Annotated in this window: 13 protein-coding genes and 3 pseudogenes; 15 read left to right on the top strand and 1 reads right to left on the bottom strand. The window is 49.5% G+C overall.

All coding sequences use genetic code 11. From position 1 onward, the window contains the following. Positions 1–6: 6 nt before the first annotated feature. The 7 genes from Q0340_RS02955 (at position 7) to Q0340_RS02985 (ending at position 8223) form a co-directional block, all read left to right on the top strand. Positions 7–225 (top strand): DNA-directed RNA polymerase subunit omega, encoded by a 219-nt coding sequence (locus Q0340_RS02955; protein ID WP_291935955.1) that lies wholly within the window; start codon positions 7–9, stop codon positions 223–225. Continuing rightward, a complete protein-coding gene (locus Q0340_RS02960) occupies positions 203–2395 on the top strand; it encodes a RelA/SpoT family protein (protein ID WP_298082098.1) in 2193 nt (730 codons plus the stop codon). Before Q0340_RS02955 ends, Q0340_RS02960 begins: the two co-directional genes overlap by 23 nt. 13 nt (positions 2396–2408) lie before the next feature. Continuing rightward, positions 2409–3614, top strand: coding sequence for a tyrosine--tRNA ligase (tyrS, locus tag Q0340_RS02965; protein WP_177389336.1), 1206 nt, complete (start codon positions 2409–2411; stop codon positions 3612–3614). Beyond that, positions 3614–4702 carry a nitronate monooxygenase gene (locus tag Q0340_RS02970; RefSeq protein WP_298082099.1) on the top strand — a complete coding sequence of 363 codons (1089 nt, stop codon included), beginning with the start codon at positions 3614–3616 and terminating at the stop codon, positions 4700–4702. Before tyrS ends, Q0340_RS02970 begins: the two co-directional genes overlap by 1 nt. Next, entirely contained in the window at positions 4686–6524 is a 1839-nt protein-coding gene (locus Q0340_RS02975; RefSeq protein WP_298082100.1) for an N-acetylmuramoyl-L-alanine amidase, read from the top strand. Before Q0340_RS02970 ends, Q0340_RS02975 begins: the two co-directional genes overlap by 17 nt. A gap of 665 nt (positions 6525–7189) precedes the next feature. Beyond that, positions 7190–7900, top strand: coding sequence for a hypothetical protein (locus Q0340_RS02980; protein WP_298082101.1), 711 nt, complete (start codon positions 7190–7192; stop codon positions 7898–7900). Beyond that, positions 7897–8223 (top strand): hypothetical protein, encoded by a 327-nt coding sequence (locus tag Q0340_RS02985; RefSeq protein ID WP_298082102.1) that lies wholly within the window; start codon positions 7897–7899, stop codon positions 8221–8223. Before Q0340_RS02980 ends, Q0340_RS02985 begins: the two co-directional genes overlap by 4 nt. Before the next feature lie 103 nt (positions 8224–8326). Here Q0340_RS02985 and Q0340_RS02990 read toward each other — a convergent pair whose 3' ends face one another. Then, positions 8327–9433 carry an FtsW/RodA/SpoVE family cell cycle protein gene (locus Q0340_RS02990; RefSeq protein ID WP_177389326.1) on the bottom strand — a complete coding sequence of 369 codons (1107 nt, stop codon included), beginning with the start codon at positions 9431–9433 and terminating at the stop codon, positions 8327–8329. A gap of 53 nt (positions 9434–9486) precedes the next feature. Here Q0340_RS02990 and Q0340_RS02995 point away from each other — a divergent pair. The 8 genes and pseudogenes from Q0340_RS02995 to Q0340_RS03030 form a co-directional block, all read left to right on the top strand. Further along, positions 9487–10116: pseudogene (locus tag Q0340_RS02995) on the top strand (RluA family pseudouridine synthase); the annotation flags it as partial. A gap of 735 nt (positions 10117–10851) precedes the next feature. Next, positions 10852–11178, top strand: a pseudogene (locus Q0340_RS03000) (RluA family pseudouridine synthase); the annotation flags it as partial. After that, positions 11108–11773 (top strand): fibronectin type III domain-containing protein, encoded by a 666-nt coding sequence (locus Q0340_RS03005; RefSeq protein WP_297941755.1) that lies wholly within the window; start codon positions 11108–11110, stop codon positions 11771–11773. The pseudogene Q0340_RS03000 and the gene Q0340_RS03005, both read left to right, overlap by 71 nt. Positions 11774–11776: 3 nt before the next feature. Further along, a complete protein-coding gene (gene trmB, locus Q0340_RS03010) occupies positions 11777–13858 on the top strand; it encodes a tRNA (guanosine(46)-N7)-methyltransferase TrmB (RefSeq protein ID WP_298082103.1) in 2082 nt (693 codons plus the stop codon). Further along, positions 13846–14535 (top strand): ATP-binding cassette domain-containing protein, encoded by a 690-nt coding sequence (locus Q0340_RS03015; RefSeq protein ID WP_005872302.1) that lies wholly within the window; start codon positions 13846–13848, stop codon positions 14533–14535. The genes trmB and Q0340_RS03015 overlap by 13 nt, the downstream gene beginning before the upstream one ends. Then, entirely contained in the window at positions 14522–15337 is an 816-nt protein-coding gene (locus Q0340_RS03020) for a hypothetical protein (protein ID WP_297882232.1), read from the top strand. Before Q0340_RS03015 ends, Q0340_RS03020 begins: the two co-directional genes overlap by 14 nt. Next, positions 15334–16716 (top strand): peptidoglycan DD-metalloendopeptidase family protein, encoded by a 1383-nt coding sequence (locus tag Q0340_RS03025; protein ID WP_298082104.1) that lies wholly within the window; start codon positions 15334–15336, stop codon positions 16714–16716. The genes Q0340_RS03020 and Q0340_RS03025 overlap by 4 nt, the downstream gene beginning before the upstream one ends. Positions 16717–16719: 3 nt before the next feature. Further along, positions 16720–17222: pseudogene (locus Q0340_RS03030) on the top strand (hypothetical protein); the annotation flags it as partial.

The following is a 17222-nucleotide window of genomic DNA, read 5'->3' on the forward strand; positions in this document are numbered from 1 at the left end:
GAATTGATGAGAACCGAACAAATTGTAGCCAAGGCTTTAAAAGTAACGGGCGGAGACCGATATAAACTATCTTTGATGATAAGCAAACGCGCCGAGCAGCTAGCTGCGGGCGAACCGCCGCTGATAGAGAACGTAGATACTCGCAGGATGAAATTTGCCGATATAGCAATCTTGGAACTAGCCGAAGGTAAGATCGCATTAGATGGAATCGTTGACAAGGATTAATGATAACTTCTTAGAAAGTCTCATCGACGATGTCGTCGATACCAAAGATATACAAAGCGCCAAGCAGCTGCTTTATAATCTAAAAGATCCTACTCCGTTACTGGTGGATGCTATAAATTTATGCATCGCGCAGCACGACGGGCAGTTTCGCAAAAGCGGCGAGCCGTATGCGATCCATCCGATTTTGGTAGCTTGCTTCGTATCTTTTATGGGCGGAGACGACGCGATGGTGATATCTGCGCTATTGCATGACGTAGTAGAGGATACAGATTACAGCATCGAGCAGGTTAGACAAAGATTCGGCGACGAAGTAGCCAAAATCGTAGAAGGGCTTACTAAAATCGTAAACATCAGGGAGGATAAGCTGGCTCCATCCGGCGATAGCAACGCCAAGCTTCGCACCACCGCGCTTACCTTCCGCAGGATGCTGATGATCTCCATTAACGATCAGCGCGTCCTAGTCGTAAAGCTCTGCGACAGGCTGCACAATATGCTAACCCTAGACGCACTTCGCCCCGATAAGCAAAAACGTATCGGCGAGGAGACGCTTTTGGTTTACGCGCCGATCGCGCACAGGCTTGGAATTTCATCGATCAAAAACGTGCTTGAAGATCTTAGCTTCAAATACGTTATGCCTAAAGAGTACTCGGCGATCGCCGATTACGTCGAGGAGCATAAGCAGCAGCTTCAGATGAGCTTGAGCAAATTTAGCGAAAAGATCAAGGAGTATATGCTCTCAAACGGCTTTAGCGAGGACAGCTTTGAGATCCAAAAGCGGATGAAGCACTACTACTCGATCTTTTTAAAGATGCAGCGCAAAGGAATTTCGATCGAGGAGGTGCTTGATCTTTTGGCTATCCGCATCATCGTGCAAAAGCCGATGGATTGCTACTTGGCTCTTGGCATCATCCATACTAAATTTAATCCGCTCATATCGCGCTTTAAGGATTATATCGCGCTTCCGAAGCAAAACGGATATCAGACGATCCACACGACCGTTTTTAATGAAAGTATGATCGTAGAGGTGCAGATCCGCACCTTTGATATGCACAACACCGCGGAATTCGGCGTCGCCGCGCACTGGAAATATAAATATAGCGGCTCGATCAATCCGAAGCTCGATTGGCTAAACGATATCGGCATGCAGGAAGAGGACGACGCCAACGCCGAGGATCTTTACGAATATGCCAAAGACAGCCTCTACGTCGAGGATATCGCCGTGTATTCGCCCAAGGGTGGAATTTTTACATTGCCGCGCGGCGCTACGGCGCTTGATTACGCCTACGAGATACACTCTCAAGTGGGCTTAAAAGCGACCGAGGCCTTTATAAATCGCGTCAAGGTGCCACTATTAACGGAGCTTAAAAACGGAGATATCGTTCATATCATCACCGGAAGCGAGCCACACTATCGCTGCAGCTGGCTAAGCTCGGTCAAAACCGGCAAGGCGCGCGCGACGATAAAGGCGTTTTGCAAGCAAAAGATCAGAGATATAAATTTTGAAGTAGCGATTAAAATTTTATGCGCGATCTTTACGACGAGCAAGGAGAGCATTCTAAGCTGGCTTGAAAAAGAAAATTTAAGCAAAAAGATCGGCAAAGCTGCCTACGACTCGGTATTTTTAAAAGACGTCGTAAATGCGCTGAAAAAATACCCGCTCAAAGAGAAATTTTTCAATATGAAATTTCGCAGCAAGTATGAGATTGAGAAGCAAAAATTTGACAACATCGTGGTGTATTCAAATTTTAAAATCGACGAGGTCGAGTTTGATTACTGCTGCAACCCAAAGCGCGGCGACGACATCATCGGCTTTCGCAACGGACACGGCGTAACGGTGCATCATAAGCTGTGTGAACGCGCAAGCGAGCTAATCAAAACCGATGAGATGATCTTCGTAAAATGGACGCGCAATGCGCCGCACCGCTACAAGATAATATTAAATTTAGAAAATAAGCGCGGCTCGCTGGCGGCGTTTTTGAACTATTTAGTCAAGCTCGAGGTCGATCTAGTGTCGATAAGCCTCAACGAAAATAGTGAAACGACGTCGGATTATTTTGAGATCATAATCGAGCTGAACGAAAATTTAGACTCCACGGAGATTAAAGACAAACTCAAAAACCGCTTTAAAATCGTGGATTTCGTATCGCTTACGGACGTATATAAAAACTAATAAGGGAGAGCAAATGGCTGACATTCAAGGCATTATGGAAAATTTTAAGCGCGGTGTCGCGGAGATCATCGGCGAAGAGCAAATAGAGGCACTGATTAGGCGCTATTACGACAGCGGCGAGGTCTTTTACGTCAAAATCGGCATGGACCCCACTGCTGCGGATCTGCACCTAGGACACGCCGTCGTTCTAAATAAACTTGCGTTTTTACAAAACCACGGCGCGATCGTGCAGTTTCTAATCGGTGATTTTACTGCTCAAATCGGAGATCCTACGGGCAAGAGCGAGACTCGTAAAAAGCTAGCGCGCGAAGTCGTGCTTCAAAACGCCAAAACCTATGAGCAGCAGGTCTTTAAAATTTTAAATCCCGCAAAAACTAAGGTGATGTTTAACTCCGAATGGACCAACCGCCTGGGTGCTAGCGGAATGATTGAGCTATCAAGCACTTTCAATGTTGCCAGGATGCTTGAGCGCGACGACTTCGAGAAGCGCTACAAGGCTGAACAGCCGATTAGCATCAGCGAGTTTATGTATCCGCTACTGCAAGGATACGACAGCGTTTGCATGAAATGCGATATAGAATTTGGCGGTACCGATCAGAAATTTAATCTTTTAATGGGTCGCCAGCTGCAAAGAATTTATGATGTCGGCAAAGAACAAAGCGTCGTGATGATGCCGCTTTTAGTAGGTACCGACGGCACGAATAAGATGAGCAAGAGCCTTGGTAACTATATCGGCGTAACCGATACGCCTCATGATATGTACGGCAAGGTGATGAGTATCAGCGATGCGTTAATGTGGGATTGGTATAATCTGCTAAGCCAAAAAAGCAGCGAAGATATTGAGCTAATAAAAGGCTTCGTGGCGGATGGTTCGATCCATCCTAAGGCGGTTAAGGAGGAGCTTGCCTCCGAGATTGTCACGCAATTTTATGACGAAAATACCGCCTTTGAGGCCAAGCAGGAATTTGATCGCGTCCACGGCGCAGGCGAGCTTCCTAGCGAGATAAAGGAATATCACGTAAGCTCGCCTGCATGGATCGTAAAGGCGCTCATCAGCTGCAAGCTCGCAGTCTCTAGCTCGGATGCGCGCAGGCTGATAAAATCAAACGCCGTCAGTATCGATCAAAATAAAATTTTAGATGAGCAGCTTCAGCTTAGCTCGGGCGAATATACACTCCAAGTAGGAAAGAAAAAATTCGCTAAATTAAAGGTGGATTAATGAGTATAAAGATAGGCAAACACGAGATTGCGCACCCGATAATTCAAGGCGGGATGGGACTTGGTATCAGCTGGGATAAGCTAGCCGGCAATGTCAGCCTAAACGGCTGTCTAGGCGTCATTAGCTCGGTCGGCACCGGCTACTACGAAAATCTTAAATTTGCCAAAAAATCGCTCGAGGGTAGACCCTATCAAAGCGAGAATTTTTATAGCAAAGAGGCGCTTTTTGCGATAGTGCGAAACGCCCGTAAAATTTGTGGCGATGCGCCTTTGGGGATGAACGTAATGTGTGCGGCGAACGACTACGAGCGCATCGTAAGGAATTCGTGCGAGGCGGGTATCGACATCATCATAAGCGGCGCGGGACTTCCTACCAATCTGCCGGAATTTACGGCAGATTTCCCGGACGTCGCGCTCGTGCCTATCGTCTCCTCCGCCAAGGCTCTTAAGATCATCGCCAAGCGTTGGAAGCAGCGCTACGACAGAATTCCTGATGCCGTAGTGCTCGAAGGCCCTCTTAGCGGCGGACATCAGGGCTTTACCTACGAGCAGTGCGGCGATCCGGCGTTTGCGCTGGATAATCTAATCCCGCAAGTAAAAGCGGAAATCTCGCAATGGGGCAGCTTCCCGCTCTTTGTCGCAGGCGGAATTTGGGATAAAACTGACATAGATCGCGTGAAATCTTTGGGCGCGGACGGCGTGCAGATGGGTACGCGCTTCATCGGCACCTTTGAATGCGACGCCGCGGAGGAATTTAAGCAGGTGCTTCTTAACGCCAAAAAAGAGGACATCCGGCTTCTAAAATCGCCCGTAGGCTATCCCGCGCGCGGCATTCATACCAATCTGCAAGATATGATCGCCGCAGGTACGGCGCCTAAGATCCGCTGTATCAGCAACTGCGTAAGCCCTTGCGAGCGCGGCAAAGGCGCTAATGCCGTAGGATACTGTATCGCAGACCGCTTAAGCGACGCATATCTGGGCAAAACGCAAAGCGGTCTGTTTTTTACCGGCGCGAACGGATGGCGATTAAACGAAATAATATCCGTGAAGGAATTGATAGAAAAACTTGTAAATGGCGAAGATAGTTAAAATTTTTCTAATCGCGGCTTTTAGCTGCGTATTGGCGTTTGGAGCTTCGAGCGAGGCGTTTTTTGCGAAATTCGACAAGGATTTCATCGTAGCGACGCCGAATTACAAGCGCTCGCTGCACAAGGAGCTAAAATCGCTCTACCAAGGCATGTCCGATAAAGAAGTCCGTATCAAAGCGCTAAAGAGGCTGGTTTATAGCTCGAAAAATTTAGGGCTTGATTCCTCGCCTTATGAATCTGCGTTAGCCAAATTACAAGGCAAAGCAAGCGATAGCAGCACGCATTCTAAAAAACTCAAAGATGAAAACGCAAAAAATTCCAAAAGCTCGGACGAGAAAAATACTTCAAATTTAGCGCATAGCCCCAAAGCCTCCGCCTCAAAAAACTCTAAGAATTCAAAAAATTCCACTTCCAAAAATCTCAAAAAGACGCGCGCGCCAGAAGAAGCCGATCTAAGCTCGCTATCTAGTGAGGATTTGGAATTCTTACGCTCGACTAGGCCCCGCGGCGCAGACGACGCAAAAAACTCTACGGACGATACAAAGTCTTATGATTCAAGCGAAAATCCCGCAGGAGCCGATGACTCCTTACAAGCGCAGAATTCCGCAGGTAGCGCTGCGACAGAGCGACTAGATTCTGAACTTCGCAAAAGCAGTATAAAAAAATCCGCCCCCGATGCCAAACTCGCTTTAGCATCGCTGCGCGGCGATGGGGATGAGATCGTACTTGAGTTTAACCGCGATCTAAAGCGCGGTGATTATAAAGATTTTACGATCGCAAGTAGCGATAATTTTCGCTTCGTGATTGATTTTAGCGCGCGGCAAAAGTCACAAAAAACGCGGCTTAAAGATAGCTTCGTTAGCGATGTACGCGTCTCGCAATACAACGATAAGACCGTGCGCATCGTACTTAGCGATCCGAAAGAATTCAATGCAAACGTAGAAATTAACGGCAATATGATGATTTTAAGTACGGCTGAAGGCTTAAAAGCCGCAAAATCCGCGCGCGCAGAAAAAAACAAGGATCAAAAATCAGGGCGCAAGCACGTTCGCGAGCAAGATAGCGAGCCGCAAATCAGCACGATAGATGAATCTCAAGGCGCTAAATCGGTCTCCGTGGCCGCCGGTAAAATTTACAAATCCACCAAGGGCAAGCTCATCGTAATCGATCCGGGTCACGGCGGTAGCGATTCGGGCGCGGTCGGAAACGGGCTGAAGGAAAAAAATGTCGTGCTTGCCACATCCAAAAAGCTCGGTGCGCTGCTTACCAAGCGCGGATACAAGGTGCTTTATACACGCAGCACCGACGTGTTTATAAATTTAAGGTCGCGCACCGCTTTCGCCGCTAAAAAAAACGCCGATATGTTTATCTCGATCCACGCAAACGCCGCTCCTAACGCTAGCTCAGCACTTAAAATGAGCGGTGTGGAGACCTTTTTCTTAAGCCCGGCTAGGAGCGAGCGCAGTAAAAACGCCGCCGCACTCGAAAACAGGGGCGATTTGGAGGATATGAACACCTTCTCGAAGCAGACCTTCCTAAATTTTTTAAATCGCGAGAAGATAATATCCTCAAACAAGCTTGCCATCGACATTCAAAGCTATATGCTAAGCTCGGTCAAAAAGAGCTTCTCAAGCAGAGACGGCGGCGTGCGCGAGGCGCCATTTTGGGTGTTGGTGGGCGCTACGATGCCCGCGGTGCTCGTGGAGATGGGCTACATCACGCACCCGCAGGAGGGTAAAAATTTAGGCAAAAGCGCCTATCAAGATCGCATCGCCCAAGGCATCGCAAACGGCGTGGACGCGTACTTTCAGAAAAACAAGTGATGAAATTTTACGCGCTGCGCATTTTGCGAGCAAGATAAAATTTTATTTTGGCGCCAAGATTTACTCCGCAGATATAGTTTAGCGGGCACGATGGATCTTGCGGATAAACAGAGCACGGAGGCGGTAAATTTAAAATTTTAGAGCCCCCGCGCTAAATTTAAAGCAAAACGTGCGGCGCTGCGCGTAAAATTCTGCCCGCGTGCCAAATATTTACTACGGGCGGGTAAATTTTACGGAGCGTCTTGCGGCGCCACGAGCCAGGGATGCATACGGCTTAAATGCGGATTTTAACGCGGCTCGGCGTAAAATTTTGAAGCATGTACTTGGCGCTACTTGACGCAGCAGAGCGCGACTGGCGGTAAAATTTACCGACAAAATCGCATTTAAGCCGCGCGAAGATAGCGATTTTGTCGCACTAATGCAAATCGTGCTTCAAACCGCGTCCGCGCAATTAGGATTGCACTTTAAGTCATGAGTATGTGTATCGCTCAAGCCACGCTTAGCGACGCAGTGACGCCTCAAAATTTTGAGCCATGTTCGCAGAGCGCACGATATTTGCGTAATGCTACGGACATGGCGGTTGCAACGCGCCGATACTTGCGCTCTATGCGCATAAAAGGCGCATCTGAATCGTAAATTTAAAGATAAATTTTAAAAGGTCCAAAATGAAAAAAATCGTATTTTTTATCCTGCTTTTCGCCGCCGTCGCGCTCGCGCTTTACGTCACTTCGCGCGTCAATCCGAGCCTTTTTGCCGAGATCAAAGTCCTAGGCGCGCTGCTAAACGCCACGATATTCGGCGTCGCGCTCATCGCCTTAGCGATCGGCGAAAAGGAGCTCGTGCGCTTTCCGTTTCTTACCGCCTCGCTGCTGGCGCTGTTTTCGGGGCTGGTAGAGGGCGTGCTGCTCTTCGAAAACCGCTACTACATCGCGATCACGGCGGTGGCGTTCGTCGCCTTCGTCTTTTATCTGCAGATCAGGCACAAAAGATTTTCAAACAAAATTTATGAAAATTCTGTTGACGAAGGCTCTAAAAATTTAAAAGACGTGGATTCTGACGACGCAAAAAAGGCGCAGGAACCGCAAAGCAAAGACGCTGCGGCGGATGAAATTTTAAACTCCAGTGGCGATCTCGGTGAAAATTTCACAAGCGGCGCCGATGAAAATTCTACGCATCGCGCCGATGAAAATTCCAACGAAAATTTTAAAATTTCAAACGGTAGCGCGGGTGAAGGCGGCGCGGACGAAAATTTCAAAGGCAAGCTCGATGAAGGCTCTGCCTGCAGTGCGAGTAAAAATTTTAGCAGCAGTATAGGCAAAAACTCCACTGACCGCGCGGGCGAAAATTCCGCGGATGGCGCAAGGCGCGATAGATGATCAAATCCGCGCTGATCGCGCTTGCGGTGATATTTTTACTGCTTTTAAATTTAGCCAATCTTTTCGGCATGATAGGCATAAGCGGGCCGGTGCCCGCGATGATCTGGTTTGCGATCAGCTTCTGCGGGGTTTTTTACCTATACAAATTTTGCGGCGCAAAGCCAGTCGCGGCGCGGATCGGGATCTTTGCCGTAGCCTTCGTGGGCGGATTTTTCACGAGCGTTTTGTACTACGGATTTTTTAATTCGCAAACTTTGGAATTTGCCTTTACATACGCCTTTTTCGCGGTGGTTTTTACGCTCGGCATCAGCGTGATTTTGTAGCGAGCTTTAAAATTTAGCCCGCTGCTTCAAATTTCACCGCCGACTTAAAAATAAGTCCCGCGCGATTTTGTAGAATTTCAAAATTTATCCGCGAACGCTAAATTTACATCCTAATCTTATAGGTCTTGTAGTTATCCTTCATCCTAAACGTCAGCAAATTTTGTAAAATTCCAAAGAGGATCATAAAGGTGATGAAGCTGCTGCCGCCGTAGCTGAAAAACGGCAGCGGCACGCCCACGACGGGCGCGAAACCCACCACCATCGAGATATTAACGCCCGTGTAGATGAAAATGAGCGAGGCAAGCGCGCTCGTAAAGACCCGTATCAGATAATCGCTTTTAAAATCGTAGTTCAGACTCAGCAGATGCAGTATCAGCAGCGCATACAGCGCGATCAGCGCGGCAGCCCCCACGAAGCCGAAGCGCTCGATCGTATAAGCGAAGATAAAATCGCTCGTCGCAATCGGTAGAAATTTAAAGTGCGTCTGCGTGGCCTCGTCTCTATCCTTGCCGTAGATGCCGCCGTTTCCGATAGCGATGATCGCCTGCTTGACCTGGTAATTGGGCTCCTCGCTGATAAAATCGGCGATGCGCTTTTTTTGATAATCGTGCATGTTTTCGTACAAAATCGGCGAGCTGGCCACAAAAACGATGATCAGCGTGAGCCAAATTTTTTTATCGACGCCGATGATAAAAAGGATCGCAAATCCCGTCAAAAAAAGTATCGCGGCAGTGCCTAGATCGGGCTCTTTAGCGATCAGAACAAAAGGCAGAAGTATGTAAAAGCTAAGGCGCAAAAAATCCTTCAGCCCGTAGCCGTTTTTAGGCGGAGGGTTTTTGTGTATCAGATACATCAGCATCAGGATAAACGCGGGCTTCATCACCTCGCTGGGCTGCAGCGTAAAATGCACGAACGGAATCTCCAGCCAGCGTCTCGCCCCTAGCTTGCTAACGCCGAAAAAATCGACGCTGAGCAGCAATATGATATTTGTCCAATAAAATATCGGGATCAGATATAAAAATTTGCGTATCGGAAAGAGAAAAAATAGAGTAAAAACGGCAAATCCGACGCCGAAATAAACGACTTGCTTCGAGGACAGCACGTCGTTTGCCTCGCTTATTAAAACGTATGAAAAAACCACTATCGGCACGATCAAAAAAGGTTGAATGAAATCAAAATATGCTAAAATCTTTTTGTCAATTTTAAACAACGCTTAATCCTAATTAAAATTTTGACATAAGAATAGCCAAAAAAGGTATAAATTTGGATAATCTAATAGCACAATGCAGCGAAAGGCTCGACATTTTTTTAAGCTCGCAGCTTGGAATTTCGCGCAATCAAATATCAAGCTTAATCAAATCCGAAGCGGTCAGAGTGGACGGAGCCGTGCAAACTAAGCCCGGCTACAAGCTATCTGCGGGCGAGCTCGTGCACATCGACTACCCCGCGCCTGCGCCGCAGCAAACGAGCGCGGAGCGGCTGGATTTCGACGTTGAAATTTTATACGAGGACGAGGATCTGCTCGTGGTAAATAAGCCCGCGGGTCTTACCGTCCATCCCGCCGCAAGCGTCAAAGAGCCCACGCTCGTGGACTGGCTCAAGTCTCGCGGCTATCTGCTTTCCACGCTCGGCGGCGAGCTTCGCGCGGGCATCGTGCACCGCCTGGATAAACTCACCAGCGGCGCCCTGCTCGTCGCTAAAAACAACGCCGCGCACGCCGCGCTCTCGGCGCAACTAAGCGATAAGAGCATGGGGCGGATATACCTCGCGCTCATCGACCTGCCGCTGAAAGAGCCCTGCGTGATCGAGCGCCCGATCGCTCGCAACCCCGCAAACCGCCTAAAAATGGGGATCGTACCCGGCGGGCGCAACGCAAAGAGCGCGTTTTATGAAATTTTAAGCGGAGCGGAACTAACGGAACTTCAAAACTTCGCCGAGAAGCGCGATGAAATTTTAGGCGCGGGCGCGGGCAATGGTACGGCTGCGGGCAAGAGCGCGGGCATGGATAAAATTTCAGCCGCCGATAAAATTTCGGCTGCGAACGTAAGCGCAAGTAGAATTTCGGCTAAGGACAAAATTTCGGGCGACACTACGGATAAAATTTTAGATGTCGATAAAATTTTAGACGCAACCACAGATACGGGCAAAATCTCGGCTATGTATGCGGACGAGGATAAAATTTTAAACGCTAACAGGGACGCAGATATGAGTAAAATTTTAGCCACCGACGTGAGCGTGCGCGGGAACGAAATTCTAAATGCAGACCCAGCCGCCGGCACGGATGAAATTTCAACTACCGGATCGAGCGCGAGCAAGAGCGCGGGCATGGATGAAATTTTAAACGACTACGCAGGCGCGGATAACGCGGACGAAATTTCAAATAATTGCATGCGGAGCGCGGATAAAATTTCAATCCAAAGCGTAGATAAAATTCCAAGCAGCCGCGCGGACAACGCAGATAAAATTTTAACCGACAAAATGAGCGCATATGCGGGCGCCGACAAAATTTTATCCGCCGATATGAGCGCGAACAAAACCAAAGCCGCCCGCCCTGCCGAGAATAAATTTTTAAATTTTAAAAATCCCGCTCAAAACTATAAGTTGCCGCCGATAAACCTAAAGAGCTTTAATCTCGTCGCGGCAAAACTCTTCACGGGTCGCACGCATCAGATCCGCGTGCATTTAAGCTCGATAAATCGGCACATTTTGGGCGATCATTTATACGGATTTAAGAGCGAAAACGCTAAAATTAGCAGGATTTTGCTCCATGCCTATTTGCTCTATTTCATCCATCCGCGAAGCGGCAAAGAGGTGAAAATTTGCGCGGGCTTGCCGAGCGAATTTCTAAATTTTACGACAAATCAAAAGGTAAAGGATGAAATTTATGAAAAAATTTTACCGACTAACGTTGAGCGCTACTTTAGCGATATTAGCGGGTGGTTGCGCTATGTCTAGCGCGCCTAGTGCAAGCGACGAGAGTCTTCCGCGCGTAGAGGGGATCAGGACGATTACAAGCGACGATGAGATCGGGCTTGAGTGGCCTAGATACGACAGCAATACCGCCGTACTGGGCTTTGTCGTTTACCGAGCGCCCGCAAGCGGCGGCGAAGCCAAAAAGATCGCCACTATCGCAGATCCATACTCCACTCACTACGTAGATACGAGGCTGCAGCCGGGCACTTCGTATAAATACACGGTGCGCACATACGGCGCCAAGGGCGTTTCGGCTCCTTCTCCGGTCGCTATCGCAAGTACCGCGAAAATGCTAGAGTCCGTGCCGTTTGCGCAGGCGATCTACGGACTTCCGGGCCGCGTTAAGATCATCTGGCGCCCGCATCCGGATCTTCGCGTAAGCTCCTATCTCATCGAGCGCCGTCCTAAGGGAGGCGAGTCGTGGAGCACGATTAAAGAGGTTCGCGGCAGACTTAGTGCTGAATATATCGACAATATCGATTACGGCGAAGGATACGAATACCGCATCACCGTCAAAACCGAAAACGGAGAGCTGTCCAAGCCTAGTGCAGTCATTGCCGCAGCGCAGGCAGAATAAAGTTTGCCAAATTTCATAACCCAAAGCGTGAGCCTGCCACCGCTACCAGCTAGATTCGGCGAGGTCGAATTTTTAGAGACGGCGCGCGGCAGAAACCTGACGCTCGTGCGAACCAAGAGCTTTGATAGCGAGTTTTTTATCACCCTAAAACCCGGCAGCGGCAAAATGATAGTAAAGGGCGAAAAGATCACCAAGCCCGCCAAAATCGGTCATCTGCAGCGAGCGCTCGAAATTTTTAAAGAGCGCTTCTGCGGACGGATCATCTCGCAGGCATTTGCTTACAAAGACAGCTCGCTTACCGAAAAAACGCCGCTGATTTTGGACGAGAATGAAATTTTATCCCTCGTAAAAAGCTCTAAATTTAATAAAATTTTCATCGAGATCGGCTTCGGCTCAGGCAGACACCTGCTTCATCAAGCGCGCTCAAATCAAGACGCGCTGCTAATCGGCATCGAAATTTACAAGCCCGCGATCGAACAGGTCGCAAAGCTAGCGATCCGCGAGGGGCTACAAAACATTGCGCTGATTGCCACCGACGCGCGGGTTTTGCTGAGCCTGCTTCCCGCAGGCTGCCTACAGCGCGTATTTTTGCACTTCCCCGTGCCGTGGGACGACGCGCCGCACCGCCGCGTCATAAGCGACGAGTTCGCCTCGCAGATCGCACGTACGCTCGGGCACAGCGGCCGCTTTGAGCTTCGCACCGACAGCGAGGAGTACTTCCTCTACGCGATGCAAAAGCTCTCGCCCTACGTTCAGCGAAAAGCGGGCGAAATTTCGCACTTCAAAAACCGCGACGCCGCCGTAGCGAGCAAATACGAGGATAGATGGCGCAAGATGGATAAAGATATCTACGATCTGATCTATGAGAACAAAACCGCGGGCCTGGGTGAGCCGCAGCGGTTTGAGATGGAATTTTTAAAATTTGACACAGCGGCAATCGCGCGAAATTTTAAAAATTTCACCTTCAAAGGCGAGGATTTTTTCGTGCATTTTGAGGAAATTTTTTACTTTGACGCGCAAAAAAGCTTGGGCGCGGACGGAGCTTGCGAGGAGCGCGGCGTAAATTTAAGCGGCGCGGGCAAAGCTATAAACGACGAGGCCATAAATTTAGACGCGGCGCGCGGCGGAAATTTAACCGAGCGCGGGAGCATGGATGAAATTTCGACAGACTGCGGCAAAATTTCAGCTACGACAGCAGGCGATAAAATTTCAGCTTGCGCGAATGCTACGCAAATTCTAAAAAAAGCAAGCGCTCCACTGAATACAAACCGCGCGGATGAAGCGGGCGCAAAAGACGACGCAAATTTAAACGAGGATCGCTTGAACGCAAGCGGCGTAAATTTAGCGAGCGACATTCCCGTCGCAGTAAGCGCTAAATTTAGCCACCCCGCCCCAGGTGAAAAGCGCGCTTTAGCCTGCGAGCAGATCGCAATAAGCAGTGCGCTAAATACTAGCGACACAGAGGGTGCGCTTGCGGCTATCAGCGCGACAGGCGCAAGCACTACACCCGCAGCGATCGGCACAATAGATACAAACAATGCGCCGAATTTGGACGGCTCATTCTCAGCAAGCAGTGCAATAAAAGAGAGCGCCACGCCGAATGCAACCCACACAGACGAAGCAAACGCTACGCAAATTCTAAAAAAAGCAAGCGTCATACTTTGCAAAAATGAGCCGCAAGCCGAACTAAAAAAAGAGCTAAACCACGCTGCTGAACCGCAAGCAGAATTACAAAATAAGTCAAATTCTGTCAAGTCGCAAATCGGTCACCGAAGCGAGCCAAGCCATGACGAGCTACAAGCCGAACACCAAGGCAAATTAAATCATGCCGAGCAGCAAGATAAACAGCAAAGCGAACCAAGCTGCGCCGAACCGCTAAACAGACGGCAAGGCAAGCTAGGCGCCGCAGAACCGCAAGATGTGCTAATCCTGCTTTCGCTCGGGGCATTCGACTTTCCGCAGCAGTGTTTCATCCGCGCAAACGCAAGCGGCACGCGCTACTTCATCCGCCGCCCGCTTCCTACGCGCGAAAACCACGCGGCACATCAAAAAATTTCGGAGATATTTTCACAATGGCAGAGATAACGGACGATTACAACATCATCACCGCAGCGGGCCTCACTCTGGGCTACGAAAAGGCGGGCGCGGTCATCCAAGACGCGAGCTTCGGCATCGGCGCGAAGGACTTCGTCATCATCACGGGCAAGAGCGGCAGCGGCAAATCCACGCTGCTTAAGTCCTTCTACGGCGGCATCGACATCATCGGCGGCGAGCTGAACGTCTGCCTGTGCGATCTAAAGGGCATCACAAACTCCGATCTGCGCACCCTGCGCCAGCGCATCGGCATTATCTTTCAAAACTACCGCCTGATCAACGAATGGACGATCGAGCGCAACATAATGCTTCCGTTAATGATAATGGGCTACAATCAGCAGGTCTGCCAAGACCAAGCCAAAAAGCTACTGCGCCACGTCGAGCTCGGGCATAAGATGGGCAAGTATCCGCTCGAGCTTAGCGGCGGCGAGCAGCAGCGCGTGGCTTTGGCGCGTGCGATGGCGCATAATCCGCGCCTGCTGCTGTGCGACGAGCCTACGGGAAATTTGGACGACTACTCCAGCGCCATTATTTGGAATTTGCTGCGCTCGGCGTGCGAGTCGTGGAACGCCTGCGTCGTCATCGTGACGCATAAAATGCCCTCTACGCTGCGTTTTAGGCACCGACATTTTGAGATTAAGGACGCTAAAGTAAATGAAATCGATTAAAACCCATTTCGGCGTGATCTTTTCGCTCGTCGCGCTGCTTTTTTCGGTGCAGTTTGGAATTTTTATGAGTAACCTAACCAAAAGCTACGAGCGCTCGATCCAAAACGAATACAACATCGTGCTAGTCTCCAAAACCTCGCTCAGCCTGCAAGACGCGCAAAAAGCGGTGCCGAAGATCAGCTCGATTAGCGAAATTTCCACAGCGGGCATCACCGAGAGGCTGAAGGGTAAAATTTCACAAAACGCCTTTGCCGAGCTTAGTAAAAATTTGCCTAAATTTTATAGCGTCAAGCTCGAAAGCTTCCCCGACGCCGCACAGCTTGCAAAGATCGAGCAGGATCTAAAATCCATAGGCTCGCTTACGCGGGTTGAAATTTTTAAAAAAACCCACGATGAAATTTTTAAAATTTTACTGCTTATCAAAAGCCTCGTTTACGGCTTTGCGTTTCTCATCGTGCTTTTAGGCGTAATGCTAATCCACCGCCAGATGCGTATCTGGGTTTACGAACACAAAGAGCGCATCGAGATCATGGAGCTTTTCGGCGCGTCGTTTCTGATAAAAAGCGGCAAGCTCTACCGAATGGCGATAATAGACTCCTTCATCGCCACGCTGATCGTGACCTGCTTCTACATAGCGCTTCCTTCTTGGGAGGTGTTTTCGACCACGCTTAAGGGCATCGGCGATCTACGCACCGCCATAGTGCTGCCTTACGATGCGCTGATTCTTTTGGGTGTCGCCTTGGCGCTATCTATCATCGCGGTAAGTTTTGTGATGCTGCAAATCGGAAATAAACGAGCATGAAAAGGGCTTTTTTAGCGCCGCTTCTTGCGCTAGGGCTTGCCGCGGCTCTTACTTATGCCGCGCCCGCAAAGGGTCAAAGCACGAAAGACAAGATCGCCAAAGCTGGTCAAGAACTCAAAAGCTCGCAAAAAGAGGGGATGCAACTCTCGCAAAAGATCGACGAGATCGCTGGCCTTATCGTAAAGGAGCAGGAGGGATTTAAAAAGCGCGAGGGCGAGATCAAACAGCTAAGCGAAACGATCGAAGGGCTAAAGGATCAATACGCCGCCGAAGCGCAGGAGCTTGAAAAGCTTAATAGCCAAAATGTCACGCTTCTTAGCGTGCAAAACGATCTGGAAAGCAAGATCGCAAACGTGATCTCGCAAGAGCTATCATTTGATCTCATCACCGACGTAAATTCCACCACCACGCCCGATTCTATCATGGCTAGCGAAATTTTAGAGGGGCTCGGCGTCGTTATGAACGACGAGCTGAAAGGGCTGATCAAAGACTACGAAAATAATCAAAATTTTATCAACGAGCAGAACAAAAAGATCAAATCGATCCAGGCGAGCATGGCGGGCTACGACAAGAAAAAAACCGAGCTTAACGCTAAACAAACTACCCAAAAAGAAAAGCTCGCGCAGATGAAAAAGGACAAAGAGGACTACATTGCGCGCCTGGAGAAGATAAACGACGAGCAAGACGCCATATCTAAGACCCTGCAGGAGCTTAAGATCATCGACGACGCCGAGGAGAAAGCCAAAGCGCAGAAGGAGGAAGCGGCGCGCCAAGCAAAGCTTGAAGCGCAGAAGCAAAAGGAGCGCCAGGCGCGCGAAAAAGAGTACGCCAAAGCAAAGGCGGCTGCCAAAAAGGCAGGCAAGCCCGAGCCTGCGCCACCGCAGGAGCCCGAGCCCGAAGTGAGCGAGCCTGCGGATGAGCGCGTAAGCAAGATCAACCAAAAGGTCAAGCAGTACGGCTCTAGCTATCAGTCCTCGCGCGTCAAAAAATACAGCGGAGCCAAGACCGCAGCGCCTCTGAACGGCGCGTATTTGAAGCGAAAATTCGGCAACTACAACGACCCCGTGTATAACATCAAGCTTTTCAACGAAAATATCGTGCTGGGCTCAAACAGCGGCGACACGCAGGTTAAAGCGGTGCTGCCGGGCAAGGTGGTCTTTGCTAAAGAAACCGCCGTGCTCGATAAGGTCGTGATCCTAGAGCACAGCGGCGGCATCCATACGATCTACGCGCATCTAAATCAGATCCCGCCTACCGTGCGCGTCGGCTCCAACGTCAAAAAGGGCTACATCATCGGGCGCATCGGCTCGGATCTGACCTTTGAAGTGACGCAGCAGAACTACCACATCAACCCGCTCGATCTAATCAGCTTGAGGTAAGCCGTGAGCAGGGAAAATTCTAAATTTAGCGGATCTTGCGAGGACGCCGAAAGTTTAAATTTAAGCGGACAGAATTCAGGCTGCGATTTAAATTTAGATGAGCAAAATTCTTTAAAAGAGCAGAATTGCGCCACTTCAAATTTGAGCGATGAAAGCTCTGCGGCGGCGTTAAATTTAAGCGAGCAAAATTCCGCCTCGGCGCTAAATTTAGATAACTCAAATTCCGAAACGACGTCAAATTTAAACAATCAAAATTTTTCCGCCGCAACGGACGCCGAAGCAGCATCAAAGACGACGGCGGGCGCTGTAAAAACAGAAGCCGTAACGGCCTCGGAGACAGCGCAAAACGATATTGAAGCGGCAGAGGCAGGCGAGGAAACAACACGAAACACTACCGCGGCGGCAAAAATAACGTCAGCAGGAGCGGCGACAGCAAAAGAAGCAGAGGTGGCGAGGCCGCAGATCCAAGAGCTTACCAATTTTCTTAGCGAATACACCGCCAAGAT

It is taken from the genome of uncultured Campylobacter sp., from assembly GCF_938045595.1.
GTDB lineage: Bacteria > Campylobacterota > Campylobacteria > Campylobacterales > Campylobacteraceae > Campylobacter_B.

Excerpts from the sequence above, each read along its gene's own strand:
- Q0340_RS02955 (WP_291935955.1), top strand. The coding sequence starts at position 7 with ATGAGAACCGAACAAATTGTAGCCAAGGCTTTAAAAGTAACGGGCGGA.
- Q0340_RS02960 (WP_298082098.1), top strand. The coding sequence starts at position 203 with ATGGAATCGTTGACAAGGATTAATGATAACTTCTTAGAAAGTCTCATC.
- tyrS (WP_177389336.1), top strand. The coding sequence starts at position 2,409 with ATGGCTGACATTCAAGGCATTATGGAAAATTTTAAGCGCGGTGTCGCG.
- Q0340_RS02970 (WP_298082099.1), top strand. The coding sequence starts at position 3,614 with ATGAGTATAAAGATAGGCAAACACGAGATTGCGCACCCGATAATTCAA.
- Q0340_RS02975 (WP_298082100.1), top strand. The coding sequence starts at position 4,686 with ATGGCGAAGATAGTTAAAATTTTTCTAATCGCGGCTTTTAGCTGCGTA.
- Q0340_RS02980 (WP_298082101.1), top strand. The coding sequence starts at position 7,190 with ATGAAAAAAATCGTATTTTTTATCCTGCTTTTCGCCGCCGTCGCGCTC.
- Q0340_RS02985 (WP_298082102.1), top strand. The coding sequence starts at position 7,897 with ATGATCAAATCCGCGCTGATCGCGCTTGCGGTGATATTTTTACTGCTT.
- Q0340_RS03005 (WP_297941755.1), top strand. The coding sequence starts at position 11,108 with ATGAAAAAATTTTACCGACTAACGTTGAGCGCTACTTTAGCGATATTA.
- Q0340_RS03015 (WP_005872302.1), top strand. The coding sequence starts at position 13,846 with ATGGCAGAGATAACGGACGATTACAACATCATCACCGCAGCGGGCCTC.
- Q0340_RS03020 (WP_297882232.1), top strand. The coding sequence starts at position 14,522 with ATGAAATCGATTAAAACCCATTTCGGCGTGATCTTTTCGCTCGTCGCG.
- Q0340_RS03025 (WP_298082104.1), top strand. The coding sequence starts at position 15,334 with ATGAAAAGGGCTTTTTTAGCGCCGCTTCTTGCGCTAGGGCTTGCCGCG.